We start from the raw sequence: 14,432 nt of genomic DNA on the forward strand, positions 1-14,432 counted from the left end.
GGTATCATGAAATCGGAATTTCTGTATCGAAAAGAATTTGAAAGTATAACACATTTCAAACAAGAATTAGCAAAGTATATAGAATACTATAATCATAAAAGAATTAAGGCAGCCTCTAGGGTATGAGCCCAGTACAATACCGGGCTCATACCCTAGAGGCTGCCTAATGAAACGACCTGTCTAACTTTCGGGGGTCACTTCAATTATATTAGATGGCTTTTGTATGTTACGTGTATAAAGTTATTTGAAAATAACGATCGAATAATAGGTGAGATTATAACAATATTTGTGTAAGAGAATAAAAAATGTAGATAATTTCGATTTTCAAAAAAATCAATTTGAAAATATGTTTTTATTTTGCAACTAAATATGTTACTATATGTGTGATAAAAACAAAGAGGTCTGACATCTACACTCCACATAATAATACTCTAATGATTTGAAAATTCAAAAAAATCAAAATTTAAAATAATAATTGTATTAATGATTAGAGTAAAAATAAGGGGAATGGAGAAATTATGGAGAAAGACACTGCTTTGTAAGGGGCATATTTTATCATCTTGAGCAGAGAGGAGGATGCATAGCATATTGTAAAATATAGAGATAAACAATGAAAAAGTGCTATGCAAATGAAGAGCATGAAGGGACGTTTAAGGCCAGGTGATACGGTAGCAATTGGTTTAATGCTATTTGCATTATTTTTAGGAGCAGGAAATTTAATTTTTCCGCCAGTTTTAGGTCAACAAGCAGGAGAGAATGTTTGGATTGCTACAATAGGATTCCTTGTAACGGGAGTCGGATTACCCCTACTAGCTGTAACAGCTGTCGCGTTTGTAGAGGGGGACTTGAAAGCGCTATCTTCTAGAGTCCACCCTATATTTGCGTTTATTTTCCCATTGATTAGTTATTTAGCAATTGGACCATTTTTCGCGATTCCTCGTACTGGAGCTGTTTCGTTTGAAATGGGTATGAAGCCGTTTTTATCAGAGGCAATGGTTTCAGAGTGGTACATGCTATTTCTTTTCACGATAGTTTTCTTCGGAATAACGTGGTATTTATCATTAAATCCATCTAAATTAGTGGATTGGTTCGGAAAGTTTCTTACACCATTATTAGTATTAATTGTCGCTGTTATTGTCGGAAAGGCAATTATTGATCCAATTGGAGAGCCAGCTGCGCCGTTAGCTGCTTACAAAGAAAATGCTTTCTTTGGTGGATTTATTCAAGGATATTTAACGATGGATGCAATTAGCGCGCTCGTATTCGGAATTGTCGTTGTACAAGTTATCCGCTCTAAAGGGATAAAAGAGAGTAGTCAAATTGCAAAAATAACAGTAGTATCAGGTATTATTGCTGTACTTGGTTTAACGTTAATTTATTTATCACTTGCTTATCTTGGTTCAACAAGTACATCACTTGGTATCTCAGAAAACGGTGGTCTTATTTTAACGAATGTTGTAAATGAGCTATATGGGACGAGTGGTAAAATTTTATTAGGGCTTGTTATTATACTCGCTTGTTTAACAACTTCTGTTGGGCTAACATCTGCGTGTGCGGGTTTCTTTACAAACTTATTCCCAAAACTTTCGCATAAAACGATTGTAACAATGGTATGTGTATTTAGTTTAATTGTATCTAACCTAGGTTTAACGCAATTAATCGCAGTAACATTACCTGTGTTAATGATCATTTATCCAGTTGCAATTGTATTAATCGTACTTTCTTATTTCCATAAGTGGATTGGGAAGCGTAATACAATTTATATTGGAGCTATTTTAGGTGCATTGTTAATTAGTTTCTTTAACGGTTTAGAAAGTGCGAAAATTAAAATTGACGCGATTTCTAATGTACTACAAATGTTACCGTTATATAACGAAGGAATCGGATGGTTAATTCCATCATGTATTGGCGGGATTCTCGGTTTCTTCTTCTATAAATCAAATGAATCAAGTGAATTACAAAAGAAAGGTGCTTAGGCACCTTTCTTTTTTTGAAGGGGATTTTTGTATTTTGTCTAAGTAATAATTGGGGGGAATGATAAATGGCTAATTTTGAAGATTTTTTAAATTTGGATTTGAGAATTGGAACTGTAATACATGCAGAGGAATTTAAAGAAGCGAGAGTACCAGCGATTAAACTAGCAATAGATTTTGGAGAAATCGGGATAAAGCAGTCAAGTGCTCAAATTACGAAAAGGTATAGTCCAGAAGATTTAATCGGTCAACAAATCGTTGCTGTTGTAAACTTTCCACCAAAGCGTGTAGCTGGATTCAAATCAGAAGTACTTGTGCTTGGTGGTGTTCCTGAAGCTGATGATGTTGTGTTACTTCAGCCTAATATGAAATTGCCAAATGGAACAAAAATTAGCTAGGGTGAAGGTAGGGGCTAATATGGATATCGGACGAGAATATTTACAATGTGCGATTTCGAACTTTAAAGCAACAAAGAAACAAGGGGAACGGGCACTTTCTCAATTATCATATGAACAAATACAATGGTCTTCTCATGAAGAAACAAATAGTATAGCGATTATTATTAAGCATCTGCACGGTAATATGCGTTCTAGATGGACGGATTTTTTAACGTCTGATGGTGAAAAAACAGATCGTAATCGAGATGGTGAATTTGAAGGATGCTATCACTCAAAAGAAGAAACCCTTATAGCTTGGCAAGAAGGATGGAAATATGTTTTTAATACGATGAATACTTTAACGCCGGAACACTTATTGAAGACGGTATACATTCGCGGTGAAGCACATACTGTCATGCAAGCAATTGAAAGGCAAATTGCTCATTATGCATTGCATATTGGTCAGATTATTTACATTGGGAAGATGTTAAAAGAAAATGAGTGGGAATGTTTAAGTATTCCGAGAGGTCAGTCTGCGCGTTATGTAGAGAAAAAACGTTCAACATAATAATAAGAAAGAAACCGATAAAAAATGGGAAAAAAGAAAGTCAGCCAAATAATAGATGGTTCTGTAATCATAAGAATACTGCCAAAAATAATTCCATATATAATAAGAAAGAAATTGAAAAGTGTATTCACAGGGAGAAATCGTGAGATAAACACTTGCTGTCGTTTAAAACAATCACTGTGAAATAAATAAAAGCGGAAGTACCATGTGGCTGTAATAAGGTCTTTCTTTCTCACAATTCTTTTTTTGCATGTATGACAGATAAATGGTGGTTGCATTTCATTACGCTCCATTTTTTATTTTCATAATAATGTGAGACAAAAGTAGGTACAAAGTGTATGTTCCTATATACGCTCCTGCAATAAGGAAAAATGGATTCAGTAAAATTCCATGAATGCTCGTCATGAAAACTAAATCTTGTATTAAAACATCGTATATATTAATGGAAATAATTGTACCGAGTACATACAGTGCCAAGTACGCAGAAATATGTAGCACAATAGAGATTTTTGGTTGCTTAGCGGACAAATAAAAAATGAATGATAGAGCGATTGGTAATATTCCTATTAATAGCTTCAATTCATTTCACCTCATTAACAATATAGCCGGAATTTTAACGGTCTATTCTCTAGGGCTTGTACATAACTTAAAATAGAGAGGTGATAGTATGAATCGGGGCTTTTTTTTTATGAAGTTTACAAATATGCGTAAGTTAGTTTTATTTGTTATTACTACAATGCTAGCGACTTTTTTTCTTATTAGTCTGATGGTAACCTCTATGAAAGAGACAAAGTCAACGTATTTATATAATTGGTTAAATGAGTTATCGATGAATGGTTACATGTATGTACTTGGAAAAGAGAATCATTATTTTACACAGGAGTATCGAAATTTGAATCAAGATTTTTCAATTTCTTCTTTTCTCTTTTCTATGGCTACAAATATTCGCTTTAATGATGTACGCAGTTTCGTCGGGAAAGAGCTCCCGGGGTTTGGTAAGTACGATACAGAAATTGTTATTGCGGGTGAGGGTACAAATTATTCTAACTTACCGATAGAGTCGAGTGTTCCTCTTGAAGAAGTAGTGAAGGAACGGACTAGTGGAACTGGACAAGCACCTAAACAAGATACGAGTAAAGAGAAAAAACAGCCGTCCCAAACGACCGGGAAGAGACAAGTTGCGTTTATTTATCATACACATAGCTGGGAATCTTATTTACCTTTACTTAACTTAACGAATGACCCGGATCCGAATAAAGCAACGAGTTCTGTATCGAATATTTCTATATTAGGAGATCGTTTCCGTGAACAACTAGAAGGAGAAGGGATTGGAGCTACTAACGATAAGAGTGATGTTGGTCAAAAGTTAATAAGTAAAGGTTTAAACAGTAATAGTTCGTATAAGATGTCACGAGAAATTGTGCAGCAAGCTATGGCTGGAAATAAAGATCTTCAATACTTTTTTGATTTGCATCGTGATAGTGCCCGAAAGAATGTAACGACAAAAACAATTGGAGATAAATCATATGCAAAGCTTGCATTTGTAGTAGGGAAAGGAAATAAAAACTATGAAAAAAACTTACAATTAGCGACAGCTTTACATGAGGCGATTAATAAGAAATATCCAGGAGTGAGTCGTGGGGTCATTCAAAAAGGGTTCCAGACAGGAAATGGAATCTATAATCAAGACTTATCAGGACAAGCGATATTAATAGAAGTTGGCGGTGTAGATAATACAGTGGAAGAATTGAATCGATCAATTGATGCACTTGCTAAAGCATTTGGTGAATATTTTTGGCAGGCAGAAAAAGTGAATGGATAAAGTGAAACGTGAATTAGCCAGGACATCTATCGATAATTATTAGCTCACTTCAATCTTGAAAAAACGTAAGTGTAATGCTTGCGTTTTTTCTTTGTAATGGTGAGACGTCACAGAATAGACATAATTTGTCGTTGTTATAGTAATATCGAAATTTGTCAATTTATAGTAGGAGATTTACAAAGGAATTTTCGGGAAAGTAGAGAAAATCTTTTTATAAGGAAAACTTTTTATTATGAAACTGGTAGGGTGATTGAAGTGATTAGGGAAATCGAAATAGAAGATGCAGCATCATTTTTGCAATTAAGTAAGCAATTAGATGAAGAAACGAAGTTTATGCTATATGAACCAGGAGAAAGGAAAACTACAGCTGAGCAACAAGAAAAAATGATCCATCGATTTATGGAAAATGAATATGCAACAATATTTGTAGCAGTTGAAGATGAGAGGATAGTAGGTTTTATATTAGTGAATGGAAATAACATTCAAAGAAAGAGGCATGTGGCAAGCATTGTAATTGGTATTTTGCAAGAGTATAACGGGCGAGGTATTGGGACTAGATTGTTTAAAGAGGTTGAGAAGTGGGCAAAATTACATGATGTATGGCGTTTAGAATTAACAGTAATGGCCCACAATACAAGAGCTCAGGCACTATATAAAAAAGCTGGATTTGAGAAAGAAGGTGTCAAAAAAGCTGCTCTTATTATCGATGGAAAGGGCATCGATGAGTATGAAATGGCCAAATTATTAAAATAAGAGGTCGTTATATGAAAAAAAGATGGGCACTACTTGGTATTGTAGCTGCAATAATTATTATTGGAGTAGCAGGAATCAATTATAAAATGTATAAGGATAAGCAGGCGCGGGAAGTAAGTGTAAATAGCATATTTCCGAAAGCGAAAGAAACGATTGCTAATATGGATGGGGATATTGCGGTAATTAATAATCCGAATTCAATGCTTGTACTTGTAAATAAAAGTAGGCGTTTACCAGATGGGTATAGACCGCCAGATTTAGTTATTCCGAAAGTGCGCTACTCTAGTGAAGGTGATCAAGAAAAGAAAAAGATGAGAAAAGAGGCAGCGAGGGCGCTTGAGGATATGTTTCAGCAGGCTGACAACGAGCGTATTTTTCTTTTTGCAGTTTCTGGATTTAGATCTTTTGATCGACAAAAAGCATTAAATACGATGTATAAAAAACAAGACGGGGAAGCAAAAACAGCAATGTCTAGCGCGGTTCCTGGCACAAGTGAGCATCAAACTGGACTAGCTATGGATATTACGTCTCAATCTGCTAAATTTCAGTTAGAGACGGTTTTTGGGGAAACGAAAGAAGGTCAGTGGCTTTCTGAAAATGCCCATAAATTTGGTTTTGTTGTTCGATACACAAAAGCGAAAGAAACGATTACGGGTTATCGGTATGAACCATGGCACGTAAGGTATGTGGGAAATCCACAAGCTACATATTTGTATGATAATCAACTGACGCTTGAAGAAGTAACAGAGTAAATGATTGAGGGGAGAGACGTATAATGACGATGTTATATAAGAAAAAAGTACATGCATATATTACAAGAGAAAAAGAGGGGGTTATGCAATTACTTGTTTTTAAACATCGTGATATACATGAAGCTGGTATTCAAGTGCCAGGAGGAACGGTTAATGAAGGTGAAACGTTAGAAGCGGCTATATTGCGTGAAGTACAGGAAGAATCCGGATTGCGTCATTTATGCATAGAACGTTTTTTAGCAGATTACATCATACATATGAAAGAAAAACAGGAATATGAAAAATGCCACTTTTTTCATGTAACTTTACTAACAGATGTAAAGGATACTTGGGAACATATTGTAAGTGCTGGTGAGGAAGATAAAGGATTAGTATTTTGCTACGAATGGGTTGATATTGCAAAATGCCCTGAATTAGCTGGGAAACAAGGTGAGTTTTTACATTTGTTAGATGAAGTATACGCACAGTAATGTAAGAGTCTGAAGCGAAGGTTAATCCGTTTCAGACTATTTTTATTTTTCGGTAAATTAAAGGTGTTTAAATAAGGAAATTGAATTTCTTTAAAGGAATATTAATTTAGGATGTGTTGAGGTGAAAAAAATGAAAAAGTAAGGGGTATACGCTAAAAAAGTTCATATAAGGGAGAATATAAATGGAAATTCAGTTTAATCCAATCTTAAAAAAGGAATTAACAATTCAAGATATTCAAAATGAAATGGAATCAGGAAAGTTAACTTCAAAAGAGCTAGTGATGTATTATCTTTATAGAATCGCAAAGTATGATCAAGACGGACCGAAAATCAATTCAATTTTAGAAATCAATCCAGATGCAATTTTTATTGCAGAAGCGTTAGATTATGAAAGAAAGACAAAAGGTATAAGGGGTCCATTACATGGAATACCTGTTTTGCTTAAGGATAATATTGAAACGAATGACTCCATGCATACAAGTGCAGGTACAATAGCTCTAGAACAAAATATAAGCAGTGAAGATGCATTTCTCGTTACTCAACTGCGAGAAGCAGGGGCAGTGATAATTGGAAAAACGAATATGACAGAATTAGCAAATGCAATGTCTTTTGAAATGTGGGCTGGATATAGTGCAAAAGGTGGTCAAACAATCAATCCATACGGAACGGGCAAGGATCATATGTTTGTTGGCGGATCTAGTACAGGATCTGCGATAGCAGTTGCTGCTAACTTTACAGTAGTATCTGTTGGGACAGAAACCGATGCTTCTATTTTGAGCCCCGCTGTTCAAAATTCTGTAGTAGGTATTAAACCGACTGTCGGTTTAATTAGTCGTAGAGGAATTATTCCATTTACTTATTCACAAGATACAGCTGGACCATTTGCTAGAACGGTAACAGATGCTGCTATTTTGCTAGGGAGTTTAACTGGAGTGGATGAGAAAGATGTAGTTACTCGAAAAAGTGAAAATAGGGCATATCGGGATTATACATCTTACCTTGATGCAAATGGTTTAAATGGAGCGAAGATTGGTGTGTTTAACGATGCACCAAAAGATTATTACGAAAATGGTGAGTATGATGAAATCTTGTTTAAGGAAACGATTCAAGTATTACGTAATGAAGGAGCGACAGTAGTAGAAAATATTGATATTCCTTCTTTTCATAGAGAATGGAGCTGGGGAGTTCCGCTTTATGAGCTGAAGCATAGTTTAGATAACTATCTTTCTAAATTACCTTCTACTATCCCGGTACATTCTATTTCGGAGTTAATGGAGTTTAATAAAAACATAGCAGAAAGAGCTTTAAAATATTGACAAACTAAGTTAGAGGGAAGAAAAGATTTTCCTAATACTTTACGAAATCCAGAATATTTAAATGCGAGATTAGAAGATATATATTTTTCTCAAGAACAAGGCATTGATTTTGCATTGGAAAAATATAATCTTGATGCGATACTGTTTCCTTCCTATATAGGTTCTACTATATGTGCAAAAGCGGGTTATCCGTCTATAGCAATACCAGCAGGGTATATGGAAAGCGGGAGGCCTTTTGGAATTACCATTGCAAGCACTGCCTTTAGTGAAGGGATATTAATTAAATTAGCTTATGCTTTTGAACAAGCGACAAAGCATAGAAAAATCCCCAACTTATCATGAATAGAATAAACAAAGAGGACAGGAATCCCTGTCCTCTTTGTTTTAGTGATTAAATTGAAATATCGTTCTGCTCTGTCTTATGATATTTTAATAAACTAAAAGATAAACAAGCGGAACATAAAATAAGAATAGAAGCGATGATATAAATTGTACGAACACCGAACATATCAGTAATAATGCCAATGCTAAGCATAGATAGTCCAGAGGCTGTTGAAAGAAGTGCACCATGTGCTGTATACATTTTGGATAATAAAGCAGGGGCGACACTTGATTGTAAAACAGTCGTTTGGGAAATATCTCTAATTTGATAACATGGTCCCATTAGAACACATAGAAAAAGCGCAATAAATCCGCTGCTCGTCATACCATATAAAAATGTAAGAATGCTAAATATAAGAGAGCCAATCGACATAGATCGTATTAAATTGTTTTGAATATAGGAACTCATTTTCCATGCTAATAGACCACCGATTAACGTGCCAACATAATAACTTGTATTAATATATCCCCACCATTCTTCGCCTTTATGAAGGATAGTCGTAACGTATGCCATCGTAATAGCACCAATCCATATTGTCCCTGCGAAAGTTTCGATTAAGTCCATATATGTAACGGTACGGAGAGAAGGATTTTGAAATAGGAGTTTCCAACCTTCCAATAAAACAGTACTTTTGGAAGAGGGAGAATCTGCTATTCTTTCAGTATGTATGGAACGTAATGAAAAATGTAAGGCAATGCATCCGAAAATCATTAAAATGTTATTAATCATGAGTGTAGAAGTAGCGCCAATGAGAAGAACGACAATACTCGTAAATGAATAAGCAACGGCTTGCACAATTTGTGTTGAAAAGGAAAAGATACTATTTACTTTTACTAATTTTTCTTTCGGTGTAAGGCGCGGGAGAATACCGTATAATAACGGAGCACTCCACCCACTACATAATGAAATGACAAAAATAAAAGTTAATAGAGCTATAATGTTTGTGGATAAGACCGGGAACAAAATCATTAATAATAGTAAAAAGACTGTTTTCAGCCATTGGAGCGTATATAACAGCGTATAAGATGGAAAACGATTTATTATAAGTGGTGCAGAGATGTTAGCAATTAGATTTGTGATAACTTGTAATAATGGAAAAAGAGCAGTAATAGTAGCTGATTTAGTTGCTATATAAATATGAGTTGTAATAATCATTACATATACGATGTCAGCGAGAGTAATGCATATTTTGGAACCTAAATAGTAGATTAGTGACAGGTTTCTCAATAAGATTATCACCTCTATAAAAAATAGTATTTAGTAATTAGAATAATTGTAATTTAAAAATTAAAATTTTTAAAGAATTTAATTTTTTGTCACTTTTTGAAAGGGATTTTCATGTATAATGAAGGATATATTGATATAGTATTATATTAATGATCATTGTAACAGTGAGTATGTACAATAGCTTGTAGCAAACGCCCAAGTGTAAGAAAGGGCGGATAAACCATTCTTTTCTTCATATACATATAGAAAATGAGAAAGAAAGTGAGGGTTGCATATGGCTGCTTGGGTAATTTGGTTTATAATAGCTGGTATTTTATTTATCGCAGAAATGTTGTCGATTACATTTTACATGCTTTGGCTTGGAATTGGAGCTGTTGTCGGAGGTCTTATTGCTTTGTTTGCTCCTGATGCACTACTGTTACAAGTTACTGTTGGTGCAATTGTTAGTTTAACTTTGACATTCTTTACGAAAAGAATTTCAAAAAACTTTCGAGAAGCAAAAGGTTTTACTGATACAGTAGATATGCTTGTTGGTAAAAAAGGGATTGTTATGCAAACGATTACAAATGAAGCGAATGGTATTGTGAAAGTGGATGGAGATACTTGGACAGCTATTGCAGATTCTTCAATTGATGCTGGAGAAAAAGTCGTTGTTATAAAGAGGCATAGTACTATATTACAAGTGAAAAAGGAGAGTGAATAAATATGGTAGCATTAACGTTAACGATTATATTCGCACTAATTGTAGTTACATTTATCGCATTAACAATTAAAATTATTCCTCAGCAAAAAGTTGGGGTTGTTGAAAGATTTGGTAAGTTTCAACGTATCATGCACCCAGGGTTAAATATTTTAATACCAATTGTAGATCGTGTTCGTGTATATCATGACTTACGTATTCAACAAACGAATGTACCACCGCAAAAGGTAATTACGAAAGATAATGTTCAAGTAGAAATTGATACTATTATTTTCTATCAAATTGTTGAACCAGAACTTGCGACATATGGTATTTCAAACTATGAATATGGTGTTCGTAATATTACTTCAGCAACGATGCGTCAAATTATCGGTAAAATGGAACTGGATGAAACGTTATCTGGTCGTGAAAAAATTTCAACAGAAATCCGCTTAGCGCTTGATGAAGCAACAGAAAAATGGGGCGTACGTATTGAACGTGTCGAAGTTGTTGATATTAACCCGCCAAAAGATGTGCAAGCATCAATGGAAAAACAAATGAAGGCTGAGCGTAATAAACGTGCGATTATTTTAGAAGCTGAAGCAGCAAAACAAGATAAAGTCCTTCGTGCTGAAGGGGAAAAGCAAAGTAAAATCTTGATGGCTGAAGGGGATAAAGAAGCGCGTATTCGCGAAGCTGAAGGTATAAAAGAAGCAAAAGAATTAGAAGCGCAAGGGGAAGCAAGGGCAATTGAAGAAATCGCAAAAGCAGAACAAAATCGTATTGAATTGCTTCGTGAAGCGAATTTGGATGAGCGTATACTTGCTTACAAATCATTTGAATCATTAGCTGAAGTTGCAAAAGGACCAGCAAATAAAGTCTTTATTCCGTCTAATGCAATTGAAACACTTGGTACTCTTGGGGCAATTGGAGAAATATTTAAAGAAAAACAAGTGAAGAAACTACCTTCAAATGATACAGGAAAAGAACAATAAAAGTGAGGAAGAGAAATGGGATACCATTTCTCTTTTTTTTTGCGTATATTCCGAAAAGCTTGTACATATCCATGTATAAAGAAGGTGATGCAGTGAAAAAGTATGCAACTCGAATACATGGGAAGAAACTGATTTCGTTACTCCTTTTATATGCGCTAATAGTAATTATGATAGCGTCGATTTTGACGTCATTTTTACATACAATGAAATCGAATTATGCAAATCAATGGTTTGGAAAAGTATCGATGCAAGGTTTTGTTCAAATGATAGAAAGTGAGAATCGCTATTACGGATTTGATTATTTTAAGAAGAATAAAAGAGAGTCAGTTGGAAATTTAATGTTCTCTATTGCGACAGATTTGAAAATTAAAGATTTAAGAACATTCGTCGGTAAAGAAGTACCTGGTATGTCAAAGTATTATTCTAATATTATCGTAGCTGGGGAAGGGACAAACTTGACGAATATCCCAAATGAATCTAGTGTACCGATTGAAGAAGTAACGAAAGAACGGGAAGTAGCAAAAGATAAAGTTACAGAAGCGGAAAAGAATAATCCGGTTCAGAAAAAGAACGGAGCGAAAAAAGGTGAAAGTGCAGTATATATTTATCATACACATAGCTGGGAATCCTTCTTTCCATTATTACCAGGGGCTACGGATCCATCAAGTCCAGATGTAAATGTGTCCTTACTAGGGAAACGTATGAAAGAGCAACTTGAAGGACAAGGAATTCCGGTAGTTCACGATAAAACGAATATGGGTGATTTATTAGCGAGTAAAAAATGGAAATGGCCGCAATCATATAAAGCGTCTCATGAATATGTAAAAGAAGCATTAGCACAAAATAATAAAATTGCGTTTCCAATTGATATACACCGTGACGATCAGCGTAAGAAAGTAACAACAAAAGTAATTAACGGAAAATCGTATGCAAGATTATATTTTATAATTGGGATGGAAAATGAAGGCCGTGCTGAAAATGAAAAAATTGCAAGAGCGATCAATAGTTATTTAGATGAAAACTACTACGGATTAAGTAGAGGGATTTTTCCAAAGTATAAAAAAGATGGAAATGGCGTTTATAATCAAGATTTATCGAAAAATGCGATGTTAATTGAAGTTGGTGGTGTTGATAATACGTTAGATGAATTATATAACACAATTGATGTGTTAACAGAAGCGTTTAGTAAATATTATTGGAATGATGCGGAAAAAGTGAATGGATGAGGGACGGGAGACCGTTCCTTTTTTATTTTGGAATCTTAAAATGTGATATAATGGAATTTTATGAATGTTAAATAAAGGGAGAGAGAAACATGCAAATACTACTAATACGCCACGGAGAATCAGAAGCTGATATTTTACATGTGCATGAAGGTCGAGCTGATTTTGAGTTAACTGACAAAGGGAGACAACAAGTACAAAGACTTGTACAGAAAGTGAAAAAAGATTTTGCGCCAGATTTCATTTGGGCAAGCACATTAAAACGCGCTCGTGAAACGGGTGAAATATTAGCAGAAGCAATTGGTTGTCCAATTCAATTAGAAGAGGAATTAATGGAGTTTAATAATGGAGTGCAAGCAGGCTTATCATTTGAAGAAGCAAAGAAATATCCAGAGCCAAAGTTTCTTCATGACCGTTTTGAAAACGGAGAATCATTTATTGAGTTTCGAATGAGAATAGAAGGAATCTTTTCTAAAATTATGATAGAGAATACATATGATCGAATTGCAATTGTTGCCCATGGAGGCGTAATTAATAGTCTATTACGTGCATTTTTCAAAATGCCAATTTCAATGGACTACTATTTCAAAATGGGAGATACGGGAATAAGTTTAATTGAAATTGAGGGTGAACAAAAAACGGTGCATTTCATTAATGATACGAATCATTTGGACGGGATGTAAAGACTTATGTACAAAGTTGTATTTTTCGATGTTGACGGTACGTTATTAAGTGAGATTGATAGAAGCATGCACGAAAGTACAAAAGAAGCGATACGAAGGTTAATAGATAAAGGAATTCACGTAGTTGTTACAACTGGAAGACCGTATAGTTTATGCTCACAATTTAAGGAACTAGGTATAAATACGTTTATTTCAGCAAATGGTGCACATATAAAATGTGGGAAAGAAGTTATACATAAATCAGTACTTTCAAGCGAAATCGTTCATGATATTTCAAATTTTGCTGAATTACATGGTCACAGTGTTTCTTACTTTACAGAAGAATTTGCAATGAATAATATTGCTTCCAAAGATGAACGTGTCATGCGAGCGTTAAATGAAACTTTAAATTTAGAGCGGTATCCTGACAAAGTTAGAAACTTATCAGATGAGATGTATTGCATATGTCTGTATGCTGATGATACAGAAGCTCAAAAATTCATTGAAAGATATCCAGCACTTACGTTTGAGCGTTTTCATGGTTACGTTATAAATGTATTGGAAGATAGTAAAGTATCGAAGCTAACTGCAATTCAAAAAGTATTGGAACATTTAAACATTAGTAAATTAGAAGCCATTGCTTTTGGCGATGGTGGAAATGATATTGAGATGTTGCAGTATGTAGGATTAGGAGTTGCGATGGGAAATGGTGGAGAGGAGTTGAAGAGAAGGGCTGATTTCGTTACAACGAAGGCGAGTGAAGGCGGAATTTCTTATGCCTTAAAGAAGTTGCGAATTATTTAAAACTAATAGTTAGTCAGTGTGAAAAATCCTGTTTTAATAATGGCTTTTGTTAATATGTATACTGTTTTAGGGAATTATTTGAGCTCTCCTACTTACAATTTAACTGCAGAACAAATCCTTTATTTTCGCTTAGCAGGGCTGTTTGGTATGTTGCTGTCACCACTTGCAGGTCTTTTAACAAAGAGGTTTGAAGTAAGGAAAGTTCTTCAAGGAGGATTGTTGATTGTTATTTTTAGTCTAAGTTCAATGGGCTTTGTTTCGGATCTATCTCTACTTGTAATGATGAGTGTCTGTTTTGTAATAGGTATTGCTATATCCGTTCCGTCTTTAGTTTCTCTTGGAGGTCAATTAGGAGGGAAAGCAAGGGGAATATACTTTTATTTTATTTTTAGGTACTAGTATAGGACCTATCATTTCTATTTATCTTAT

At 34.6% G+C, this 14,432-nt stretch carries 16 protein-coding genes and 2 pseudogenes; 15 read left to right on the top strand and 3 right to left on the bottom strand.

Annotated features, from left to right (window positions below):
- The 4 genes and pseudogenes from ACS2CR_RS14240 to ACS2CR_RS14255 all read left to right on the top strand — a co-directional run.
- Nucleotides 1-167: pseudogene (locus ACS2CR_RS14240) on the top strand (IS3 family transposase); the annotation flags it as partial.
- Nucleotides 168-638: 471 nt separating this feature from the next.
- Nucleotides 639-1,976 (top strand): branched-chain amino acid transport system II carrier protein BrnQ4, encoded by a 1,338-nt coding sequence (gene brnQ4, locus ACS2CR_RS14245; protein WP_011110049.1) that lies wholly within the window; start codon nucleotides 639-641, stop codon nucleotides 1,974-1,976.
- A gap of 65 nt (nucleotides 1,977-2,041) precedes the next feature.
- Entirely contained in the window at nucleotides 2,042-2,371 is a 330-nt protein-coding gene (gene csaA / locus ACS2CR_RS14250) for a chaperone CsaA (RefSeq protein ID WP_001263016.1), read from the top strand.
- Nucleotides 2,352-2,918, top strand: a complete 567-nt coding sequence (locus ACS2CR_RS14255; RefSeq protein WP_000435828.1) for a DUF1572 domain-containing protein — start codon at nucleotides 2,352-2,354, stop codon at nucleotides 2,916-2,918. Before csaA ends, ACS2CR_RS14255 begins: the two co-directional genes overlap by 20 nt.
- On the opposite strand, the gene ACS2CR_RS14260 is transcribed toward ACS2CR_RS14255, so the two are convergent.
- Together ACS2CR_RS14260 and ACS2CR_RS14265 are read right to left on the bottom strand one after the other, a co-directional pair.
- A complete protein-coding gene (locus ACS2CR_RS14260) occupies nucleotides 2,891-3,196 on the bottom strand; it encodes a hypothetical protein (RefSeq protein ID WP_016109792.1) in 306 nt (101 codons plus the stop codon). The two genes, ACS2CR_RS14255 and ACS2CR_RS14260, sit on opposite strands and share 28 nt — an antisense overlap.
- 4 nt (nucleotides 3,197-3,200) lie before the next feature.
- Nucleotides 3,201-3,497 carry a hypothetical protein gene (locus tag ACS2CR_RS14265; protein WP_000770738.1) on the bottom strand — a complete coding sequence of 99 codons (297 nt, stop codon included), beginning with the start codon at nucleotides 3,495-3,497 and terminating at the stop codon, nucleotides 3,201-3,203.
- A gap of 88 nt (nucleotides 3,498-3,585) precedes the next feature.
- On the opposite strand from ACS2CR_RS14265, the gene spoIIP (ACS2CR_RS14270) reads away from it, so the two are divergent.
- The 5 genes and pseudogenes from spoIIP (ACS2CR_RS14270) (at nucleotide 3,586) to ACS2CR_RS14290 (ending at nucleotide 8,373) form a co-directional block, all read left to right on the top strand.
- On the top strand, nucleotides 3,586-4,740 hold the full coding sequence (spoIIP, locus tag ACS2CR_RS14270; RefSeq protein WP_001079274.1) for a stage II sporulation protein P: 1,155 nt from the start codon (nucleotides 3,586-3,588) through the stop codon (nucleotides 4,738-4,740).
- Nucleotides 4,741-4,995: 255 nt separating this feature from the next.
- Nucleotides 4,996-5,493 carry a GNAT family N-acetyltransferase gene (locus ACS2CR_RS14275; RefSeq protein WP_000617573.1) on the top strand — a complete coding sequence of 166 codons (498 nt, stop codon included), beginning with the start codon at nucleotides 4,996-4,998 and terminating at the stop codon, nucleotides 5,491-5,493.
- Nucleotides 5,494-5,504: 11 nt separating this feature from the next.
- Nucleotides 5,505-6,245: a M15 family metallopeptidase gene (locus ACS2CR_RS14280; RefSeq protein WP_000747647.1), complete on the top strand. Its 741-nt coding sequence runs from the start codon at nucleotides 5,505-5,507 to the stop codon at nucleotides 6,243-6,245.
- A gap of 23 nt (nucleotides 6,246-6,268) precedes the next feature.
- Nucleotides 6,269-6,715, top strand: coding sequence for an NUDIX hydrolase (locus ACS2CR_RS14285; protein WP_000178288.1), 447 nt, complete (start codon nucleotides 6,269-6,271; stop codon nucleotides 6,713-6,715).
- Nucleotides 6,716-6,897: 182 nt separating this feature from the next.
- Nucleotides 6,898-8,373: pseudogene (locus ACS2CR_RS14290) on the top strand (amidase family protein).
- Nucleotides 8,374-8,422: 49 nt separating this feature from the next.
- Here ACS2CR_RS14290 and ACS2CR_RS14295 read toward each other — a convergent pair.
- The gene (locus tag ACS2CR_RS14295; protein WP_001245226.1) at nucleotides 8,423-9,640 is read right to left on the bottom strand and encodes an MFS transporter; all 1,218 of its coding nucleotides are present in this window, start codon (nucleotides 9,638-9,640) and stop codon (nucleotides 8,423-8,425) included.
- Nucleotides 9,641-9,914: 274 nt separating this feature from the next.
- Between ACS2CR_RS14295 and ACS2CR_RS14300 the strand changes: the two genes are divergently transcribed.
- The 6 genes from ACS2CR_RS14300 (at nucleotide 9,915) to ACS2CR_RS14325 (ending at nucleotide 14,402) form a co-directional block, all read left to right on the top strand.
- Entirely contained in the window at nucleotides 9,915-10,343 is a 429-nt protein-coding gene (locus ACS2CR_RS14300; protein ID WP_000741975.1) for an NfeD family protein, read from the top strand.
- A gap of 2 nt (nucleotides 10,344-10,345) precedes the next feature.
- Nucleotides 10,346-11,314, top strand: a complete 969-nt coding sequence (locus tag ACS2CR_RS14305; RefSeq protein WP_000226253.1) for an SPFH domain-containing protein — start codon at nucleotides 10,346-10,348, stop codon at nucleotides 11,312-11,314.
- Between the two features lie 20 nt (nucleotides 11,315-11,334).
- Nucleotides 11,335-12,540 carry a stage II sporulation protein P gene (spoIIP, locus tag ACS2CR_RS14310; protein ID WP_313897460.1) on the top strand — a complete coding sequence of 402 codons (1,206 nt, stop codon included), beginning with the start codon at nucleotides 11,335-11,337 and terminating at the stop codon, nucleotides 12,538-12,540.
- Nucleotides 12,541-12,629: 89 nt separating this feature from the next.
- Complete coding sequence (locus ACS2CR_RS14315; RefSeq protein WP_001166433.1) at nucleotides 12,630-13,220, top strand: histidine phosphatase family protein; 591 nt, start codon at nucleotides 12,630-12,632, stop codon at nucleotides 13,218-13,220.
- A gap of 6 nt (nucleotides 13,221-13,226) precedes the next feature.
- Nucleotides 13,227-14,003 (top strand): Cof-type HAD-IIB family hydrolase, encoded by a 777-nt coding sequence (locus ACS2CR_RS14320; RefSeq protein ID WP_000278964.1) that lies wholly within the window; start codon nucleotides 13,227-13,229, stop codon nucleotides 14,001-14,003.
- 39 nt (nucleotides 14,004-14,042) lie between these two features.
- Nucleotides 14,043-14,402 (top strand): hypothetical protein, encoded by a 360-nt coding sequence (locus tag ACS2CR_RS14325; protein ID WP_003284084.1) that lies wholly within the window; start codon nucleotides 14,043-14,045, stop codon nucleotides 14,400-14,402.
- The last annotated feature ends 30 nt before the right edge of the window (nucleotides 14,403-14,432 follow it).

It is taken from the genome of Bacillus cereus group sp. BceL291 (genome assembly GCF_051776705.1).
Taxonomy (GTDB): domain Bacteria; phylum Bacillota; class Bacilli; order Bacillales; family Bacillaceae_G; genus Bacillus_A; species Bacillus_A cereus.

Excerpts from the sequence above, each read along its gene's own strand:
- ACS2CR_RS14320 (WP_000278964.1), top strand. The coding sequence starts at position 13,227 with ATGTACAAAGTTGTATTTTTCGATGTTGACGGTACGTTATTAAGTGAG.
- ACS2CR_RS14325 (WP_003284084.1), top strand. The coding sequence starts at position 14,043 with ATGGCTTTTGTTAATATGTATACTGTTTTAGGGAATTATTTGAGCTCT.
- ACS2CR_RS14285 (WP_000178288.1), top strand. The coding sequence starts at position 6,269 with ATGACGATGTTATATAAGAAAAAAGTACATGCATATATTACAAGAGAA.
- spoIIP (WP_001079274.1), top strand. The coding sequence starts at position 3,586 with ATGAATCGGGGCTTTTTTTTTATGAAGTTTACAAATATGCGTAAGTTA.
- brnQ4 (WP_011110049.1), top strand. The coding sequence starts at position 639 with ATGAAGGGACGTTTAAGGCCAGGTGATACGGTAGCAATTGGTTTAATG.
- ACS2CR_RS14300 (WP_000741975.1), top strand. The coding sequence starts at position 9,915 with ATGGCTGCTTGGGTAATTTGGTTTATAATAGCTGGTATTTTATTTATC.
- ACS2CR_RS14315 (WP_001166433.1), top strand. The coding sequence starts at position 12,630 with ATGCAAATACTACTAATACGCCACGGAGAATCAGAAGCTGATATTTTA.
- ACS2CR_RS14260 (WP_016109792.1), bottom strand. The coding sequence starts at position 3,196 with ATGCAACCACCATTTATCTGTCATACATGCAAAAAAAGAATTGTGAGA.
- ACS2CR_RS14305 (WP_000226253.1), top strand. The coding sequence starts at position 10,346 with ATGGTAGCATTAACGTTAACGATTATATTCGCACTAATTGTAGTTACA.
- csaA (WP_001263016.1), top strand. The coding sequence starts at position 2,042 with ATGGCTAATTTTGAAGATTTTTTAAATTTGGATTTGAGAATTGGAACT.
- ACS2CR_RS14255 (WP_000435828.1), top strand. The coding sequence starts at position 2,352 with ATGGAACAAAAATTAGCTAGGGTGAAGGTAGGGGCTAATATGGATATC.
- ACS2CR_RS14280 (WP_000747647.1), top strand. The coding sequence starts at position 5,505 with ATGAAAAAAAGATGGGCACTACTTGGTATTGTAGCTGCAATAATTATT.